Here is a 16182-nt window from a genome sequence, read left to right on the forward strand (position 1 = left end):
GGGGGTGTACTTGTTAATAAGTGGTTAATCAGCCATCGGCACGATCAATGCATGGCGTGCACTGCGCCTGGCAGCCCCATCCTGTCATCCCACACAGCGACCCGAAAGAGACAAATCCGTGCACCTGCTCCTGGTAGAAGACGACGCCATGCTGGCCGAAGCGGTGTGCGACGCGGCGCGCCAGATTGCCTGGACGGTCGACCACGTCGGCGATGCGCTGGCCGCCAAGCTGGCGCTGGTGGACCATGTCTACGAAGCCGTGCTGCTGGACCTCGGCCTGCCCGGCGATTCGGGCCTGGCCGTGCTGCGCGCCCTGCGCGGGCGCTACGACGTCACGCCGGTGCTGATTCTCACGGCGCGCGGGCAGCTGAGCGAGCGCATCCTGGGGCTGGACGCCGGTGCGGACGACTACCTTGTCAAACCCTTCCAGCTCGATGAGCTGTGGGCCCGCGTGCGCGCCGTGATACGCCGCAGCCAGGGCAAGGTGGTACCGGTGCACACCTATGGCGACGTCAGCCTGGACCGCAGCAAACGCGCTGTGACGCGCAGCGGCGTGCGGGTGGCCCTGAGCGCACACGAATACCGCACGTTGCTGGCCCTGCTGGAGCGGCCCGGCCACGTGGTCACGCGTGACCACCTGGAAGACGTGGTCTACGGCAACACCTCGGCGATTGAGAGCAACACGATTGCGGTGTTCATCCACCAGCTGCGCCGAAAGCTTGGCGAGCACCTGATCACCACCGTGCACGGCCAGGGTTACATGATCGGCGAGGCCCAGCCTTGAAGTGCGTGTTCGTCAGGTCACTCAAGGGCCGTGTGCTGGCGGTTCTGGGCGCGACCATTACCTTGTGCTGGGCCTGCGCGCTCACCGTGCTGCTGGTGTACACCCTGCGCGGCCAGAGCGACCGCTGGGACAGCAAGCTGCAGGCCATAGGCACCAAGATCCTGACGGCCATCCCCAGCGGCGCGAAGCTCAAACCCTCCTTCAGCCACGGCCTGCAATTGCGTAACGAGAACATGCCGCGCGACGTCAACCTGACCTTCCAGGTCTGGACGAACCGCAAGGAGCTGATCGTTCGGGCACCGGATTCTCCGCGCGTCCCGTTGCTGCCGTCCTTCAACGATGGCTTTACCAGTTCCACCGTCAACGGCGAGCGCTGGCGCATCTTCTCGGTGTCCGACAGCACCGGTGAGGTCAGCGTGCAGGTGGCCGTGCGGCACAGCGTGATCGACGAAGAAATACGCAACAAGATCTTTGCGTTGCTGGGCCTGACGACGATGCTGCTGACCGTGGCCGGCCTGCTCATGTGGTTTGCGGTGAACAAGTCGCTGCGCCCCCTGACGGCGCTGGAAACCGCCGTGCGCAGCCGCCGCAAGTTTGACCTCACGCCGCTGCCGGTAGCGCAACTGCCCAACGAGATCCGGCCGCTGGTTGAGTCCTTCAATCACCTGCTGGACCAGCTGGACCAGGCGATGCAGGGCGAGCGGCGTTTTATCGGCGATGCGGCCCATGAGCTGCGTACGCCTTTATCTGCGCTCCAGGCGCAGGCCCAGGTCGCCTTGCGCGCGGCCACGGTGGCCGACAAGGACGCCGCCCTCGTCAAGCTGCTGGCGGTTGCCGAACGCAGCACGCGCCTTTCTGACCAGCTGCTGGATCTGGCGCGCATGGACGCGGGCGTTCATGCGCCGCAAAAAAGCCTGGCCGATTTGAGCGAGCTCATCATGCATGTGAGCCAGGAGTTCGACATGCAGGCACAGCAGCAGCGCCGCAGCATCATCCTCGCGCTCACGCCCTGCCCCATCGAATGCGACGTCGACGAGATCGGCATCCTGCTGCGCAACCTGCTGGACAACGCGCTGCGCTACACCACCGAGGGCGGCCGCGTGAAGCTTAGCTGCGGTTACCGCGGCGAAGCCGGCCGGGAACGGATCTGCCTGGAAGTGGCCGATGACGGCCCGGGCGTGCCCGAGGCTGAGCACGAAGCGATCTTTCGCCGCTTTCACCGCGTAGCGGGCAACGGCGGGCGCGGCAGCGGCATAGGCCTGTCGCTGGTGGCCGGCATCGCGCAGCTGCACGAGGCCGCCATCGAAACCGGGACCGGGCTGGACGGCAAGGGCTTTTGCGTGCGCGTGCTGTTTCCGCTGCCGGCCGAGGGAGCCGGCTCAGCCGGGGTAGGCGCGGTGCCTGCGCAACCAGCTTAAGGAATGTATCCACCCGCGCCAGGCTGCTTTCTTCACGAGATAGATTGTGTCGGTTCGCATGTTTGGTAACTCCTTCGTGTAAGGACCGCCGGAACTTGAAGTGCAGGGCCGCGGCCCGGCAGGCCCTGCAACGGGGTAGTCGAAGGACTCAGAAACGGTAGAGGTAACCCACACGCACACTGCTCTGGCTGGAGCGGTCGACCAGTGGGCTGTCCTTGATGCTGGAGCCCAGGTTGGTGGTGCTCAGGTCCAGGAAGATGCTTTGCCGCGGCGCGAGCGCATAACCCACGCGCAGCCCGGCTTCCAGGTTGACGGCCGAACCGCCCTGGTAGAAAGCCCGGCCGGCGCGCACCTCGGCGGCGTTCACGCCGTAGTAGTAGGACACGTATTTGTCGTCGAGCCGGGTCGCTGCCAGACGCGGCGTGATGTCGAAGCTGCCCGCCTGGAAGCGGCGGTCCAGGGTCAGCTTGAACTTCGTGCCCTTGCTGTTGCCAGAGGCGTCGCCCAGCAGCTCGGCCGAGAGGTTGGCGATGTCGTTGCGCCAGATGGCCGCGCCACCCAGCCAGATGCCGTCCTTGCGTTCGTCCATGCCGGCCAGGAAAGGGGAATCGGAAGCCTCGTAGCCTTCCATCGAATAGCGCGCACGCAAGCGGAAGGACACCGGGCCCGCCGAAGGCAGCTTGAAGTCTATGCCCGGGCCGAAGACGCTGACCCATTTGTTTTCATAGGTGAGCAACGGCAAGAGCCTGGTCTTGTTGTCAAAGTCGCGGTAGGGCTTGCGCTCCACGCCGACACCCACACCGAGGCCCCACGAGGATGCCACCTCACCTTGGCTCTGGCCCTGCGCAGGCTGCGGCTGGGCGGCGGCTGGCTGGGCGAAAGCCGCCAGCAGGAACAGCGAGAACAGCGGAAGCGAAGCTTTTGCCGCTGTTCCGGCGGGGCGGTTTGCCGTTTGCCCGGCGGTGGATGGGGCGCTGGACGGCACAGGTTTGGCAGGACGGCGCGATTGGCGAGAGGTCATCTTCAGGTTCTCCAGTGGTTAAGCTGGAGCGGATCATGCCGACGCGAATTTAAGGAGTTCTTAGCGGTATTAAGAAATCGTTAAGGCTGGCCATTTGTGCCAGGCAAGCCCGCGGGCCTGTTACATCCACGCAAGCGCGATGAAGGACAATAGGTACCACGGCGCCGGACCGTCACTACAGCTACCAGGGCCACCCCGAGCGCCTTGCAACCCCATCTATCAAACCCCCCATGCCCCTGCCCGCAGCCCCCGACCAAAAACCCGTGATCCCGGCCCGCCGCCTGGCCGCTTCCACCCTCAAGGCCAACAACGAGCTGATGATCAAAGGCATCCTGTGTGTGCTGATCGGCCTCGGTGTGGTGGTGTCGCCCTACTTCATCACCTCACCGGGCATGCAGGGCATCGTCGCCAAATCAGCCCTGGTGGGCTGGTTTGCACTGGTGCTGGGCTGTGCATTCATCGGCCTGTACCTTCGCCGGCGCATGGCAGCCTCCGCCAAACCCTGACAGGCGCCCACACCAGGCCCATGCCCGAAAGCCTCACTGACCACAACGCCGCCCTGGCGATCTTCAGCGCCCTGCAGGAGCGCGCCGCTGCTGCGGACATCCGCTTGCGGCCACCTCCCCCCGAGCCCGCCACCTGCTGCGGTCGCGGCTGCAACGGCTGCGTATGGGAAGGCTGGTACGCAGCCGTGGCGCACTGGCGTGAAGACGCCGAAGAAGCGATTTTCAAATGCCAAATCGGTCTCTAGCCCAATAAGATCCTGCGCCGGCAGCTACTGAATTGATAGCAACCGCTACAACCTCGACACCGGATCAGCGACGCCAGCAGGGGTGAGCAATACTGCCAGTGGGGGCCGGGGTCCGGCTTCGCCGGCCCCAAGGCGCCCGTCCCCTGCAAGGGGAAAAGGCATTACACGAAGTGAATGCCGATAGGGGTGTGCCTATCAGTGAGCCCCAACAGGGGTGTGCTCAACTTCGCGGCCTGGCATGCCCAGGCGCTCAGCCGACACGTATTGCTGCCGGTACACCTCAAACGGCATGGTGTCCGCAGCTTCAATCTTCTTTTGTTCCTGAACGGAAGCATCGGTCAATGCGGCGAAGTGTGCCAGCTGGCCGGCCGACAGCGGCTGCGCCTGCAGGATGCCTTGCGTCTTTTCAGACTGCGCCCGGCTGAACCGGATGAAGGAGTTGTCGTGGCTGTCGGCCATGGCGGCCAGCACACGGGCCGAAGGCAAGGTGGACGGATCCAGCAAGGCGGCGCTGGCCAACGTCAGGGCGTCGCTGTATTGCGTGCCGCCATGCGCGGCGTCAAGCGCCGCCGCGATGGGCGCGCATTGGCCCACCACCTCCGCACCCCAGGCCGTCAGCGTGATCTCATGGCCACCGCGCTTGAGTTTCAGGCCGGGCTCGCGCCCGCGCGCCGCCGTCTGGTGCTGGTTGTGCTTGAGCTCGGCGATTTCCTGGGGCGTGTCGTTCGGGCTGTCGCTGAGCAGGCAGTGCAGCAGGAACACATCGAGGAAACGCATGGTCTGCGCATTGATGCCGACGGGCTCGAAAGGGTCCAGGTCCATCAGCCGCACTTCGATGTATTCGACGCCGCGCTCGCGCAGTGCATGCAGCGGCCGTTCGCCGGGGAAGATCACGCGCTTGGGGCGAATGGTGCCGTAAAACTCGTTTTCAATCTGCAGCAGCGTGGTGGCCAGCTGGTTGTAGTCGCCGCCGGGGTTGCGGATGCCCACTGCCTCATAGGCCGGGTAGGGCCGGGTCAGCGCGTCCTGCAGCGAAGCGCCGTAACCATCCAGGCTGTTGTAGCTCACGGCAAGCGAAGCCTGCGCATCGCTCTGGTAGCCCAGGCGGCCCATGCGCAGCGAAGTGCCGTAAGGCATGTACATGGTGCTGTCGCTCAGGGTTTGCAGCTCGTGCTGGCGCCCTTCCACAAACGTGGAACACACCGCGGGCGAAGCGCCAAACAGGTACAGCAGCAAAAATGCCTGGCGGCGGAAGTTGCGGATCAGCGCGAAGTATTCCTTGCTGCTCACCCCGGGCAGGGACCAGTTGTAGTGAATGCCGGAAATGGTTTGCATGCGCCGGCCGTAACGGTGCGACAGGCCCATGCGGTAAACGCTCTTGGCGCGCCCCACATTGGACGAACCGAAACGGGCGATGGGAATGGTTTCGTCGGTCGGCAGGCCGCAGGGCATGCTGGACACCCAGAGCATTTCGTCGCCCAGCTCTTTCATGGTGCGGTAGGTGAACTGGTGCAGCTCCGTCAGTTCCTGCAGCGTGGCTTCAGGGCTGGGGTGGGCGCCGGTGACCAGCTCAACCTGCGATTCGCTGAAGTCCGTGGTGATGCCCGGATGCGTGAGGGCCGAGCCCAGGGCCGCGGGATGCGGTGTGAGGGCCAGGCCGCCGCCGGGTTTGGCGCGCAGGCTTTCCTTCTCGATACCGCGGCGCATGCCCTTGAGCCGGGCCGGGGTGAGCGCTTTCAGGCGGTCCTGTAGCGCGCCCGCAGGCGCCTGCAACTTGGTCATATCGTCATTCCCCCAGAATCTTGAATTGGCGTGGAAGTTATCACAGCACGGCGCTTTGCGCTGGCGCTTCCGGGCTTGCCAGCACAGCCCGGGTGGGGTCTGGCGCGGGGTCTGTGCAGGCCGGCCGGATTTGGGCCATACACCGCACTTTCCGGGCAGAAATCCGCAGTTTGGTGGCCGGGATGTGGAAAGTGAGCGACGCCGGTGCCCCAAGGTGCAGAACTCCCTTGACTTGTCAGACAAGCTGGACGACGATAAAAAACATTCCGTAACACGGCTGTTTTACCCTTCAATTTCCGCCAAACTCATGGTTTTGCGGTCTTTTAGCCTGAGGCAGCGTAGAGCTTGATCAAAAAATGAAAAAACTGCTAGCCAGCCTTTTCGGCGGTTCAACCCCCGCAGCGTCGCCCAAACGCACAGGCGCGTCCAGCCGGGACAACCCGCTCACCATTGAAGACGGCTCGGACAACGCCACGCGCCGCCACCTGGTGCAGGTGCTGCTGCGCGATGCCATGCGCAAATACGGTATTCCCTTGCCCTGGATCGATTGCCAGATGCTGCTCGTGTCCAGCCGCAGCCGCGGCCCTGGCATGTATGTACGCCTCGTTGTGCGGCATTGGGACGACCGCCTGCTGAAGTACGCCTTCGCCTTCCAGAACGCCCTGATGGAAGAAATCACGCGCTTTGAACCCGGGGCGGCCCAATGGCTGCACGGCATTTCCTGGCAACTGGAAGTGGCAGAAACCTGCCCCAACCCGACCATGCCCGACAAGTCGTATTGGGCCGATCCCGTCCGGCCACCTGCTGGCGCATCGGTTCGCCCGCCACGCAGCGCGCCGCTGGCCTCCCTGGCCCCTCTTCCCGCGGCGGCAACAGCCTCTGCGGCGCCCGTGCCAGCCGCCCCCGTTGTGGCCGCCAGCCTGCCGGCCCAGCCCGCAGCACCGGTGGCACGGCCGGCCCCGGTCTCTGCAGCTGACGCAGACGCCATGAAAGACCTGGAGCGGCTCTTTCGCATCCGCGACCAGGAACTGGGCCAGCCAAGCGACAGCAACTCCGCCGTCGGTTACGAAGCCACACGCCCTTCGCCGCTGTAACGCACCAGGTCCGGCCGGGCCATCAACAGCGCAGCGGGGCAGCTGCTGGTGTACGCTTGCCTGATGAGCCCTCCCGTCACGCCCCCAGGCCCCGCAACCGCCACGCAAGATTCCTCCTTCCTCATCGACTCGCGTTACGCGGTGATGCGGCTCATGGTCACGCTGGCCCTGATGACCGTCGGCGCCTGCGGCATGTATGTGGTGGCCGTGGTGCTGCCCGCAGTGCAGGCTGAATTCAGTGTGACGCGGGCCGATGCCTCCCTGCCCTACACCGCGCTCATGATCGGCTTCGGCGTTGGCGGCGTGCTGATGGGGCGGCTGGCCGACCGCTTCGGCGTCATGGTTCCGTTGCTGATTGGCGCGGTGGGCCTGGGTCTGGGTTTTTCCCTGGCCGCCATGGCCGGCAACATCTGGATGTTCTCGCTGGCCCACGGCCTGCTGATCGGCTTTCTCGGCTCTGCCGCCACCTTTGCGCCGCTGCTGGCCGACACCTCGCTCTGGTTTGTACGGCGCCGCGGTTTTGCCGTGGCGGTGTGCGCCAGCGGCAACTACCTGGGCGGCGCGATCTGGCCGCCCATCGTGCAGCATTTTGTCGAGGCCGTGGGCTGGCGCCAGACCTATCTGTGGCTCGGCCTCTTCAGCTTCGTCACCATGACAGCGCTGGCCCTTTTGATGCGCAAGCGCCCGCCGGTGGCCGTGGCGTCGGCGGTGGGCAACAGCGGCATCGCCGCCACCACCAGCAGCATGCCTTTCGGCCTGACGCCGGGCTCGGCGCAAATGCTGCTGTGCGTGGCCAGCGTGGCCTGCTGCGTGGCCATGGCCATGCCGCAGGTGCACATCGTGTCGTACTGCACCGACCTGGGCTACGGCGCGGCGCGCGGCGCTGAAATGCTGTCGCTGATGCTGGCCTGCGGTGTGGTCAGCCGGCTGGTGTCGGGCGCGATCTGCGACCGCATCGGCGGGCTGCGCACACTGATGCTGGGCTCGGTGCTGCAAGGCATCGCGCTGCTGCTGTTTTTGCCCTTTGACGGGCTGGTATCGCTTTACGTCATCGCCGCGCTGTTCGGCCTGTTCCAGGGCGGCCTCGTACCGGCTTACGCCATCATCGTGCGCGAATACTTCGAGCCAGCCGAGGCCGGCGCGCGCGTGGGCACGGTGATCATGGCATCCTTGCTGGGCATGGCGCTCGGCGGCTGGATGTCAGGCAAGGTGTTTGACCTCACCGGTTCCTACCATGCCGCCTTCCTCAACGGCATTGCGTGGAACCTGCTGAACTTCAGCATCGCGTTTTTCCTGCTGTGGCGCGTGCGGCGGATGGCGCGGGCGGCCACGACGAAAACCGCGGCGGCCTGAAACAACGCCTTGGTCCTGCCTGGACCGCTATGCTTTTAATAGCTGCTTGCGCTCTTTCTATAAGGGCTGCAGCCATTTTTCCTTAAAATCCCGTCAGGCCAGAACCCGGCACAACCATTGTTCCAGGTCGGTGATTTCCTGTGGGCACACCGAGTGCTCCATCATGTACTCGTGCCACTCGACCGTGTAGCCCATGGCGTTGAGTGCATCGCGCGTGGCGGTGGCGCGCGGCAGCACCACCACGCCGTCGCGCGTGCCATGCGCCAGAAAAATGGGTACGTCCTGGTTGGCGGCGCTGCGCTCGGCGGCCGTCTTGTCGGCCAGCGGCAGGTAACCCGACAGGCCCGCAATACCGGCCAGCCGTTCGCCGTGGCGCAGGCCCGTCATGAGCGCCATGGCACAGCCCTGCGAAAAGCCCGCCACCACAACGCGGCTGGCGGGAATGCCGCGGGACTTTTCCCGGGCGATCAAGGCCTCGATGTCGCCTTGCGACTTGCGCAGCCCGGCCTCGTCCTGCCGGCTGACCAGGTCGGCGCCCAGCAGGTCGTACCAGGCCGGCATGACGTAGCCGCCGTTGATGGTGACCGGAATGCTGGGTGCACTCGGAAACAGGAAACGCACATCGCCCACGCTGGACAAATCCATCTGCTCTGCAATTGGCAGGAAGTCCCGGCCGTCGGCCCCGAGGCCGTGCATGATGAGGACAGTGGCGACGGGCTTGTCGCCGGTCTGGGCTTCAATGACTTCGAGGGGCATGGGGTGACGGGTCCAGGTGGTTGAAGGAACAGATGACGATTGAATGCTGCGGGCTTGAAGCTGCAAAGCATGCCAGCGGGGATTTTAAGACCGGCCTAAGCTGACCCGCGAACAATGGTTTCCGGCAGCGCTGAACACCTGGCGCACAAAGCCTGCTACGGTGTGATGACAAGGTAGCTGGCCAGGCCTTCGCACCTATCGGCAGGCCGCATGAACACAGTGCCAGGCAGCACACTGCGCCGACTTGCTGCCCATCGTTGCAGAAGGAGCACGCTGAAATGAAAACCCTGACCCACAAGGCCGCCTCGGCCGTCCTCGGTGCGCTTATGGCGGGCGGCGCACTGGCCCAGGCAAGCGCCCCCTTGCCGCCGGTGCGCACCGGCGGCCCGGTTGAATACCTGAGCGGCGGCATCGGCGCCGACGAATCCGCAGCGATCCGCAATGCCAGCGGGCAATGGCCGCTGACACTCGAATTTGCCATCAAGGACAAGCAGCGTGCCGACTTCGCGGCCGACGTGAAGGTGCGGGTGCTCGATGCCCGGGGAAATGAAGTGCTTCAGGCCACGTCGGAAGGCCCCTTCCTGCTGGCCCGGCTGGCACCGGGCAGTTATGCCGTGGAGGCGACGCTGGCCGGCCAGACCCAGCGCAGGAAGGTGGACGTGAGGGCAGGCAAACCCTCCAGAGAGGTGTTCCTCTGGGGAGCGGGCGCCGATAAAACCGCGCCGTAAGCACACCGGGCCTGCCTCAATTTAACGTTTCAAGTCAGATCATGCGCAGCGTCACCGAACTGATCCGGGCGATAGACGACGGCACCCTGCCGGACGCCGAGCGGCGACGCCTGCTGGCGGCCGCAACCGGCATCGCCGCCGGCGCCGGGGTGCTGGCCGCGGCCTACCCCTTCGCCGCCAGCCTTGCGCCCTCTGAAGTGGCACGCGCCCAGGGCGGTCCGGTGCTTGTCGATATTTCCACATTGGCGACAGGCGAGCTGCGCACCGTCGCCTGGCGCGGAAAACCGGTCTGGTTGATGCGCCGCAGCGAGGAGATGGTGCGCGCGCTGCAGCAGCCCAATCCGGTATTGGCAGACCCGCAGTCCAGGCGATCCGAGCAACCGAAATCGTGCGCCAACGCGACCCGCTCCGAGCGCCCCGAAATCCTGGTGGCGGTGGGGGTGTGCACGCACCTGGGCTGCTCACCGACCCTGCGCCTGGACGACAGCGCGCTGAATGCCGAGCTTCACGCGCCCGGCGGATTTTTTTGCCCCTGCCACGGCTCCCGGTTTGATCTTGCCGGCCGCGTAGTGAAGAACGTACCGGCGCCGACCAACCTGGACATCCCGGAATACCAGTTCATCGACGCCACCAAGCTGCAAATCGGCCAGACAAGCTAGTGTCACTGCGGCTTGTGCCACAGCAGAGGCTTTGCTAGCATCTGGCGTCAGCATTTTCTGACGCAGGTTGGAGATTCACATGAAGCTCATCATTGCCGCCGTCGCCCTGGCCACTTCGTCCCTGGCGTTTGCCCATAACTGCCCCAACGAGATGAAGGCGATTGACGCCAAGCTCTCCACCAACCCCAAGCTCTCGCCCGCCGACATGACCAAAGTGAAAGAGCTTCGCGCCGATGGCGAAAAGTTTCACAAGGAAGGCAAGCACGACGACTCCATGAAAGCGCTGGGCGGCGCGAAGAAGCTGCTCGGGATTTAAACCGCACAGGCGATCCCGCGGTGCAAGCCGCTGGATCCCAAACAGAAACGGCAGCCCGCAAGCCGGGATGCCGCCGCAATGACCTGCACCGCGATAATTCCCCGCAGGAGAATTGCCACATGACAGTGATGACAACCATGCCGCCCTTGTCGGGGCTGCAGTACTACCAGGTGGACGTGTTTACCCACGAGGCGCTGGCCGGCAACGGCCTGTCGGTGTTTCTGCCCGAAAGCCCCTTGCCGGCGCGCCAGATGCAACGCCTGACCATCGAAATGCGGCAGTTCGAGAGCATTTTCCTCACGCCTGACGGCCCCGGGAACCGCTTCGAGGCGCGAATATTCACGATGGAGGAAGAGCTCGACTTCGCCGGCCACCCCCTGCTGGGCGCAGCAGGTTTGTTGCATCACCTGCATGCGGGGCATCAGCCTTCTGCTGCCTGGACGCTGATGCTGGGCACACGGGCAGTTGCCATCAGCACCACACGCAAAGAAGGCACACCGGGCACTTACGACGCCAGCATGAACCAGGGCGTGGCCCGCTTCGAGGCAGCCCTCGGCCACGCGGACAGCCTGCCGTTTCTCGCGGCATTCGGGCTGGGCCCGGCGCAGCTGGATGTGCGTTTTCCGCTGCAGGTGGTGTCTACCGGCCTGCCCTATCTGCTGGTGCCCGTGGTCGGCGGCCTGGAGCGCGCAAAAATTGTGCACCCTGACTTTGAGGCGCTGCTGGCCACCGTGGGCGCCAAATTTGCCTATGTGCTGGACGTGTCGGCGCGCGAAGGCCGCACCTGGGACAACGCCGGGCAGGTGGAAGACATTGCCACCGGAAGCGCCGCCGGGCCGGCGGGCGCCTACCTGCTGCGCCACGGCGCGGCGAAGGTGAACGAAGTCATCACGCTCAAGCAGGGGCGTTTTGCCGGGCGCCCCAGCCGCATCACGGTGGAGGCCAACGCTGCCGGTGAGATGCTGGTCAGCGGCGGCGTCGTGGTGCTGGCGCACGGCCGGCTGATTTGAGGGATGGCATCCGTTGGCGCGCCACTTGCGTACCTTCAGCACCTTCAACACCTTTAGCCACTGCGGCCATCGAATCCAGGAAAGATTAGCCCTATGACTGCTCGCCTGATCCATTTGAACTGTGTGCTGAACCGCATGGCCCGGCTGCTCGCTGCCGGCAGCGCGGCGCTGTTGCTGGTATGCACGGCAGTGCCGGCAAGTGCAGCGCCCTTTACCGCGGCTGACGAGAAGACGGTGCGCACCGTGGTGCAGGCCCAGCTGGCGGCCTTCGCAAAGGATGACGCAGCCAGGGCGTTTTCTTTTGCGGCCCCCAATGTGCAGAAGGCCGTCGGAACGCCCCAGGGGTTCATGGCGATGGTGCGCCGCGATTACCCGGTGGTATACCGCCCGGCATCGGTCGCCTTTCTGAAACCCGACGGCAAGAACGACCAGGTGATCCAGCGGGTGCAAATGGCCGATGCCAACGGTGTTTCGTGGCTGGCGGTTTACAGCCTCGAACGGCAAAGCAACAAAGCGTGGCGCATCACCGGGTGCGTGGTGGTCGAAAACAAGGGCCGTATGGCGTAGTACGCCAGTCCGCGGCGCCTGCTGATAACGGTTTTCCCAGAGGCGGGAGCCGTCCCGGAGACAGGCACCATTGCCGTGGCCCGCATTGAAACGCCACGCCAACCGGGCGCGCCTGCGGCAAAGAGCACCGATACGTGGTTTACAGAGGGTTACCCGCTCCTGCCTGCTGGAGGCTAAGGTGTTTGGTGCTGCTGCGTTTGCGGCATTCCGGACTCAACCCATGAACATGCCCGCCACCTCACTTGAATTCCCGCGTCTGCCGGGGGATCCGGCTTCGCCGTCGCTCAGGGAAAACCTGCAGGCGCCACGCCATGCACAACAGCGTCAGCGTGCCACGCAGCCGCGTGAATCGGCCCTCAAGATCAGGACGCGGTGTCCCGGTTGCCTGTCGGCTTCCCTCTCGATGGTTTACGAGGAACCGTACGCCGGCGCGGGCGTTCAGGCCTATCTTGCAAGGCACTATGAAGGCCATGCGTCAAGGACTGCCGACGCAGGCGTCTATGCGCTGGCGCGCTGCAACAGCTGCAGCCTGGTCTTTCAGCAACAGGTGCCCGACGACCCCTTGCTCGGCGAGATCTACAACGACTGGGTTCCCGGCACCGAGCTGGACCGCGAGCACCGCAATTACAGCCTGGACGAATACCGCTACCTGGCCGAGCAGGTCCAGTTCATCATTCAATACTTCGGGCTTCCGCCGGGTGAGCTGGATGCGCTTGACTTCGGCTTCGGCTGGGCGCACTGGTCAAAAATGGCCATGGGATTTGGCTGCAATGTGTGGGGTGTGGAGCTTTCCGAGGAACGCGCCCGCCACGGCAAATCCGTGGGGCTACGGGTCGTCGGCCTGGCCGACCTGCCGGCCAGGAGGTTCCGGTTCATCAATACGGAGCAGGTCTTTGAACACCTGACGGAGCCCAGGCTGGTGCTCGAAAAACTGCGCGATGCCCTGTCAGGAGACGGCGTCATCAAGATCAGCGTTCCCAACGCGGCTGCCGCGCTGAAAAAGATCAGCCAGGGGAAAGATTTCGGCGCGCTGTCGCCCGACGACCAGATGCCCATCGCCCCGCTCGAACACATCAACGCTTTCAGCCATGAATCGCTCGTCGCCTTCGGAAAAGAGTTTGGCCTGAAACCGCTGCGCCCCAAACTCTATCGGCTGTACAACAGCGCCTCGGGCCTGCTTCAGCCCAAAAACCTGGCGCGGGTCATTGCCCGGCCTGTCTACCGGCATATTTTTCCGGGCACTACCTTCATCTATTTTGTGCGCGCCTAGCGCCGCGGCTTCATTTTTGGCGGGCTTGGCCGTAGGACGGCGCCGGAAGACGGTCGAGCGGTGCCACACGGCCTTTAAGATAAAAAAAGGTCGCACCGTATGTCGCGGTCCGGCCTGCTTCAGGGTTGATTCAGAAAGCGAGGCACCCCATGCTGATCAAAAAAACCATCACCATCGCCGCAACGGCCACTGCCATGTTTCTGGCCGGCGGTGTTGTCATCGCTGCACAAACAACAGACGCCGGTGTGAGCACCACGGCCGGGAATCCGGAAGGCGCAAGGCTGGCGAGCCGCTACAGCGCATTTGCCGGCTCACCCCAAAACGCCGAGTCGCTGGTAGAGGGGCTGCGCACGGGCACACCGATCTCGCTGAGCCCCAGCCCGACCGGACCCAACGCCACCGCGCCGGCCGCAAGCCTTTCGCCGGCCACCGGAAAAATGGGTTACGGCAACATCAACATCGCGCTTGCGCTGGCCAAGACTTCACTGGCCAAACAAGGCATTACCAACCCTACGCCTTCACAGCTCTCAGCCACACTGGGCGGGTTGCTGTCCCAGAAGGCCGACGGCATTGGCTGGGGCCAGATTGCCAACAGCATGGGCGTGAAACTAGGCGCCGTCGTGAGCGCTTCGCACACGTCCAAGAGCGGCAAGAAAGCCAACGACAACATCCATGCCGTTCATGCCAGCAATGTCGCCACGGCCCATGCCTCCAGCAAGGGCCTGGGCACCGGAAAAGAGTCCGGTAAAAGCGGCAGCAACGGCAATGGAGGTCAGGGTGGAGGCAATGGAGGCGGCCACGGCGGTGGTAATGGCGGAGGCAACGGTGGCGGAAATGGTGGAAAGTAACGCGCGCATCTGTTCAACCGCGCGCCGCTAAACCACAAGCACCTGCGCAAGGCTGTCGTATCGCTATCGATTTAATAGCTGCTTGCGCTCGTCCTGTCTGGCCTGCAGGCTCTTTTCCCGTAAGAACAGCAGCCGCCCCCTCAACGCTTGCTCAAATGTTCGCGCAGGCCGGGACACATGCCAGATGGGCCCGATGCAGGCCCGCTTTCGTGTCACTGAAGTCCAGTTGCGCGGGCATCGCGCCAGGCTGGATTCGCGTCATGCCAACACCCTTCTTCGCCGGCAAAAATCATCAATCCGTTACATAAAGAAACATTTAATGAAAATTGACGTTTGCCAAGTGCAAATCCAGCGCAGGCTTCCCCGCGCTGCCAGCGTCTTCGATTGAAAATCCCAATCGCGGCCAGTTCTCGCCTGTAGCGTCCAGGTTGAATACTCACGAAGCACATCATTTTGGCCGCGTTTTCATGAAAAAATTCCGCTTTTAAAGAGCCCTCGGCTTGACTTGCGGACGCCAGTCGTCGACATTGTTAACACTTTGTAACACGCGGTGTTAGCCAAAGACAGAGCGAAAAATACCTCTTGTCAGACAGCTGGCGCCGCAACGCGATGCGGGCACCTCATGAAACTTCAACAGCTCTTTGGACTGAAAAGCCAGCCAAAAACGGCCTTAAGCGCCACCCACCCTGAATCGGAAGTCTCTGTCCCCGGCGACGAACACTCCACCATCGGCGTGCGGCAGCAGCTCATTCAGGTGCTGTTGCGGGACACTGCCCGGCGGGCGGGCATTCCGTCGAACTGGCTGGACTGCCAGATGTTGCTGACCGCCAACCCCACACGCGGCGAAGGCATGTACCTGCGCATCATCATGAAGCAGTGGGACCTGCGCCTGCTGACCTACGCGGCAGCTTTCCAGAAAGTGTTGATGGCGGACATCATGCGTTTTGAGCCGCGCGCCAGTGACTGGCTCCACGGCATTTCATGGCAGCTGGACGGCGGCGACAGCTGCCCCCATCAGGAAATGCCCGACCCGACCATCTGGATGCAAAGCCCCACCCGGCCGCGCAGCGGCTACGCGCCACGTGCGCCCGTGGAACCGGCTGCGCCCGGAGCGCCCGCGCTGGCACAAAGCCCGGCGCACTAGGCGCACCACCGGGCGCCACCGGGGCCCGGCAGCAGGCACCCATCCCGGGTGCGGGCGATGGGCTCAATACGAGCCGATGTAATCTTTTTTGCCGACTTCCACGCCGTTGTGGCGCAGGATGGCGTATGCCGTGGTGGTGTGAAAAAAGAAATGCGGCAGGCCGTAATTCAGCAAATAGGACTGGCCGGTAAAGCGCTTTTCCTTGGGCGTGCCGGCTTGCGTGACGATCTCCCGCGTGGCGGCCCCATCAAATTTCGCCACGTCCAGGCCTTCGACGAAGGCGAGGATGGTGTCAATACGCGCCTGCAGTTCGGCAAACGTCGTTTCCTTGTCTTCGATCTTCGGCACTTCCACACCGGCCAGCCGGGCCGACACGCTCTTGGCGAAATCGCTGGCCACTTGCACCTGGCGCAGCAAGGGGAACATGTCGGGGAAGAGGCGGGCCTGCAGCAGCGCATTCGGGTCGATGTTTTTGGCGGAAACGTGGGCTTCGGCCTTGGCCAGGACGCCCTTGAGGCCACCCAGCATCTGCTTGAAAACGGGAATGGACGTGGTGTAGATGCTGCTGGTCATGAAAAGCTTTCGGTAAAGGAATGGAGATAGCCTGCCGCGCCCTGCGCGCGGCGCCCTGCATTCTCGCCGGATTGCGGCGGGAACGCTTTGCAGCCCGGCAATGGCCTG

Annotated in this window: 19 protein-coding genes; 14 read left to right on the forward strand and 5 right to left on the reverse strand. The window is 64.1% G+C overall.

Features of this window, described 5'->3' with window-relative positions; all coding sequences use genetic code 11:
• The first annotated feature begins 118 nt into the window (after positions 1–118).
• Complete coding sequence (locus tag AC1DU8_RS14285; protein ID WP_477666346.1) at positions 119–784, forward strand: response regulator transcription factor; 666 nt, start codon at positions 119–121, stop codon at positions 782–784.
• 5 nt (positions 785–789) lie between these two features.
• Positions 790–2202 carry an ATP-binding protein gene (locus AC1DU8_RS14290; RefSeq protein WP_457279785.1) on the forward strand — a complete coding sequence of 471 codons (1413 nt, stop codon included), beginning with the start codon at positions 790–792 and terminating at the stop codon, positions 2200–2202.
• A gap of 148 nt (positions 2203–2350) precedes the next feature.
• On the opposite strand, the gene AC1DU8_RS14295 is transcribed toward AC1DU8_RS14290, so the two are convergent.
• Positions 2351–3223, reverse strand: a complete 873-nt coding sequence (locus AC1DU8_RS14295) for a MipA/OmpV family protein (RefSeq protein ID WP_477726906.1) — start codon at positions 3221–3223, stop codon at positions 2351–2353.
• Between the two features lie 230 nt (positions 3224–3453).
• Between AC1DU8_RS14295 and AC1DU8_RS14300 the strand changes: the two genes are divergently transcribed.
• Both AC1DU8_RS14300 and AC1DU8_RS14305 read left to right on the forward strand, forming a co-directional pair.
• Positions 3454–3729: a hypothetical protein gene (locus AC1DU8_RS14300; RefSeq protein WP_457279163.1), complete on the forward strand. Its 276-nt coding sequence runs from the start codon at positions 3454–3456 to the stop codon at positions 3727–3729.
• Positions 3730–3749: 20 nt separating this feature from the next.
• Entirely contained in the window at positions 3750–3974 is a 225-nt protein-coding gene (locus AC1DU8_RS14305) for an oxidoreductase-like domain-containing protein (protein WP_477726907.1), read from the forward strand.
• A 195-nt stretch (positions 3975–4169) separates the two neighbouring features.
• Here the strand turns inward: AC1DU8_RS14305 and gshA are convergent, their stop codons facing one another.
• Positions 4170–5756 (reverse strand): glutamate--cysteine ligase, encoded by a 1587-nt coding sequence (gene gshA / locus AC1DU8_RS14310; protein WP_477666344.1) that lies wholly within the window; start codon positions 5754–5756, stop codon positions 4170–4172.
• A 356-nt stretch (positions 5757–6112) separates the two neighbouring features.
• On the opposite strand from gshA, the gene AC1DU8_RS14315 reads away from it, so the two are divergent.
• Complete coding sequence (locus tag AC1DU8_RS14315) at positions 6113–6850, forward strand: hypothetical protein (protein ID WP_457279166.1); 738 nt, start codon at positions 6113–6115, stop codon at positions 6848–6850.
• Between the two features lie 63 nt (positions 6851–6913).
• Positions 6914–8203 (forward strand): MFS transporter, encoded by a 1290-nt coding sequence (locus tag AC1DU8_RS14320; RefSeq protein ID WP_477726908.1) that lies wholly within the window; start codon positions 6914–6916, stop codon positions 8201–8203.
• Between the two features lie 93 nt (positions 8204–8296).
• On the opposite strand, the gene AC1DU8_RS14325 is transcribed toward AC1DU8_RS14320, so the two are convergent.
• Complete coding sequence (locus tag AC1DU8_RS14325) at positions 8297–8959, reverse strand: alpha/beta hydrolase (protein ID WP_477726909.1); 663 nt, start codon at positions 8957–8959, stop codon at positions 8297–8299.
• Positions 8960–9237: 278 nt separating this feature from the next.
• On the opposite strand from AC1DU8_RS14325, the gene AC1DU8_RS14330 reads away from it, so the two are divergent.
• The 7 genes from AC1DU8_RS14330 to AC1DU8_RS14360 all read left to right on the forward strand — a co-directional run bounded on the left by AC1DU8_RS14330 (position 9238) and on the right by AC1DU8_RS14360 (position 14357).
• On the forward strand, positions 9238–9687 hold the full coding sequence (locus AC1DU8_RS14330; RefSeq protein WP_457279169.1) for a carboxypeptidase-like regulatory domain-containing protein: 450 nt from the start codon (positions 9238–9240) through the stop codon (positions 9685–9687).
• Positions 9688–9728: 41 nt separating this feature from the next.
• Positions 9729–10346, forward strand: a complete 618-nt coding sequence (gene petA / locus AC1DU8_RS14335; RefSeq protein ID WP_457279170.1) for a ubiquinol-cytochrome c reductase iron-sulfur subunit — start codon at positions 9729–9731, stop codon at positions 10344–10346.
• Positions 10347–10425: 79 nt separating this feature from the next.
• Entirely contained in the window at positions 10426–10662 is a 237-nt protein-coding gene (locus AC1DU8_RS14340; protein ID WP_457279171.1) for a hypothetical protein, read from the forward strand.
• A 119-nt stretch (positions 10663–10781) separates the two neighbouring features.
• Positions 10782–11672 (forward strand): PhzF family phenazine biosynthesis protein, encoded by an 891-nt coding sequence (locus AC1DU8_RS14345; protein WP_457279172.1) that lies wholly within the window; start codon positions 10782–10784, stop codon positions 11670–11672.
• A gap of 93 nt (positions 11673–11765) precedes the next feature.
• The gene (locus tag AC1DU8_RS14350) at positions 11766–12239 is read left to right on the forward strand and encodes a DUF4864 domain-containing protein (RefSeq protein WP_457279173.1); all 474 of its coding nucleotides are present in this window, start codon (positions 11766–11768) and stop codon (positions 12237–12239) included.
• A 220-nt stretch (positions 12240–12459) separates the two neighbouring features.
• Positions 12460–13509 (forward strand): class I SAM-dependent methyltransferase, encoded by a 1050-nt coding sequence (locus AC1DU8_RS14355; RefSeq protein WP_457279174.1) that lies wholly within the window; start codon positions 12460–12462, stop codon positions 13507–13509.
• A 149-nt stretch (positions 13510–13658) separates the two neighbouring features.
• Complete coding sequence (locus tag AC1DU8_RS14360; RefSeq protein WP_477666339.1) at positions 13659–14357, forward strand: hypothetical protein; 699 nt, start codon at positions 13659–13661, stop codon at positions 14355–14357.
• Between the two features lie 212 nt (positions 14358–14569).
• Here the strand turns inward: AC1DU8_RS14360 and AC1DU8_RS14365 are convergent, their stop codons facing one another.
• Complete coding sequence (locus tag AC1DU8_RS14365; RefSeq protein ID WP_477726910.1) at positions 14570–14797, reverse strand: hypothetical protein; 228 nt, start codon at positions 14795–14797, stop codon at positions 14570–14572.
• Between the two features lie 182 nt (positions 14798–14979).
• On the opposite strand from AC1DU8_RS14365, the gene AC1DU8_RS14370 reads away from it, so the two are divergent.
• Entirely contained in the window at positions 14980–15501 is a 522-nt protein-coding gene (locus tag AC1DU8_RS14370; protein WP_477726911.1) for a hypothetical protein, read from the forward strand.
• A gap of 63 nt (positions 15502–15564) precedes the next feature.
• Here the strand turns inward: AC1DU8_RS14370 and AC1DU8_RS14375 are convergent, their stop codons facing one another.
• On the reverse strand, positions 15565–16074 hold the full coding sequence (locus tag AC1DU8_RS14375; RefSeq protein WP_457279178.1) for a DUF1993 domain-containing protein: 510 nt from the start codon (positions 16072–16074) through the stop codon (positions 15565–15567).
• Between the last annotated feature and the right edge of the window lie 108 nt (positions 16075–16182).

It is taken from the genome of Polaromonas sp. P3_A5, from assembly GCF_056403055.1.

Bases quoted from the DNA above. Each gene is read 5' to 3' on its own strand.
- AC1DU8_RS14295 (WP_477726906.1), bottom strand. From the start codon at position 3,223: ATGACCTCTCGCCAATCGCGCCGTCCTGCCAAACCTGTGCCGTCCAGC.
- AC1DU8_RS14300 (WP_457279163.1), top strand. From the start codon at position 3,454: ATGCCCCTGCCCGCAGCCCCCGACCAAAAACCCGTGATCCCGGCCCGC.
- AC1DU8_RS14305 (WP_477726907.1), top strand. From the start codon at position 3,750: ATGCCCGAAAGCCTCACTGACCACAACGCCGCCCTGGCGATCTTCAGC.
- gshA (WP_477666344.1), bottom strand. From the start codon at position 5,756: ATGACCAAGTTGCAGGCGCCTGCGGGCGCGCTACAGGACCGCCTGAAA.
- AC1DU8_RS14315 (WP_457279166.1), top strand. From the start codon at position 6,113: ATGAAAAAACTGCTAGCCAGCCTTTTCGGCGGTTCAACCCCCGCAGCG.
- AC1DU8_RS14320 (WP_477726908.1), top strand. From the start codon at position 6,914: ATGAGCCCTCCCGTCACGCCCCCAGGCCCCGCAACCGCCACGCAAGAT.
- AC1DU8_RS14325 (WP_477726909.1), bottom strand. From the start codon at position 8,959: ATGCCCCTCGAAGTCATTGAAGCCCAGACCGGCGACAAGCCCGTCGCC.
- AC1DU8_RS14330 (WP_457279169.1), top strand. From the start codon at position 9,238: ATGAAAACCCTGACCCACAAGGCCGCCTCGGCCGTCCTCGGTGCGCTT.
- petA (WP_457279170.1), top strand. From the start codon at position 9,729: ATGCGCAGCGTCACCGAACTGATCCGGGCGATAGACGACGGCACCCTG.
- AC1DU8_RS14340 (WP_457279171.1), top strand. From the start codon at position 10,426: ATGAAGCTCATCATTGCCGCCGTCGCCCTGGCCACTTCGTCCCTGGCG.
- AC1DU8_RS14345 (WP_457279172.1), top strand. From the start codon at position 10,782: ATGACAGTGATGACAACCATGCCGCCCTTGTCGGGGCTGCAGTACTAC.
- AC1DU8_RS14350 (WP_457279173.1), top strand. From the start codon at position 11,766: ATGACTGCTCGCCTGATCCATTTGAACTGTGTGCTGAACCGCATGGCC.
- AC1DU8_RS14355 (WP_457279174.1), top strand. From the start codon at position 12,460: ATGAACATGCCCGCCACCTCACTTGAATTCCCGCGTCTGCCGGGGGAT.
- AC1DU8_RS14360 (WP_477666339.1), top strand. From the start codon at position 13,659: ATGCTGATCAAAAAAACCATCACCATCGCCGCAACGGCCACTGCCATG.
- AC1DU8_RS14370 (WP_477726911.1), top strand. From the start codon at position 14,980: ATGAAACTTCAACAGCTCTTTGGACTGAAAAGCCAGCCAAAAACGGCC.
- AC1DU8_RS14375 (WP_457279178.1), bottom strand. From the start codon at position 16,074: ATGACCAGCAGCATCTACACCACGTCCATTCCCGTTTTCAAGCAGATG.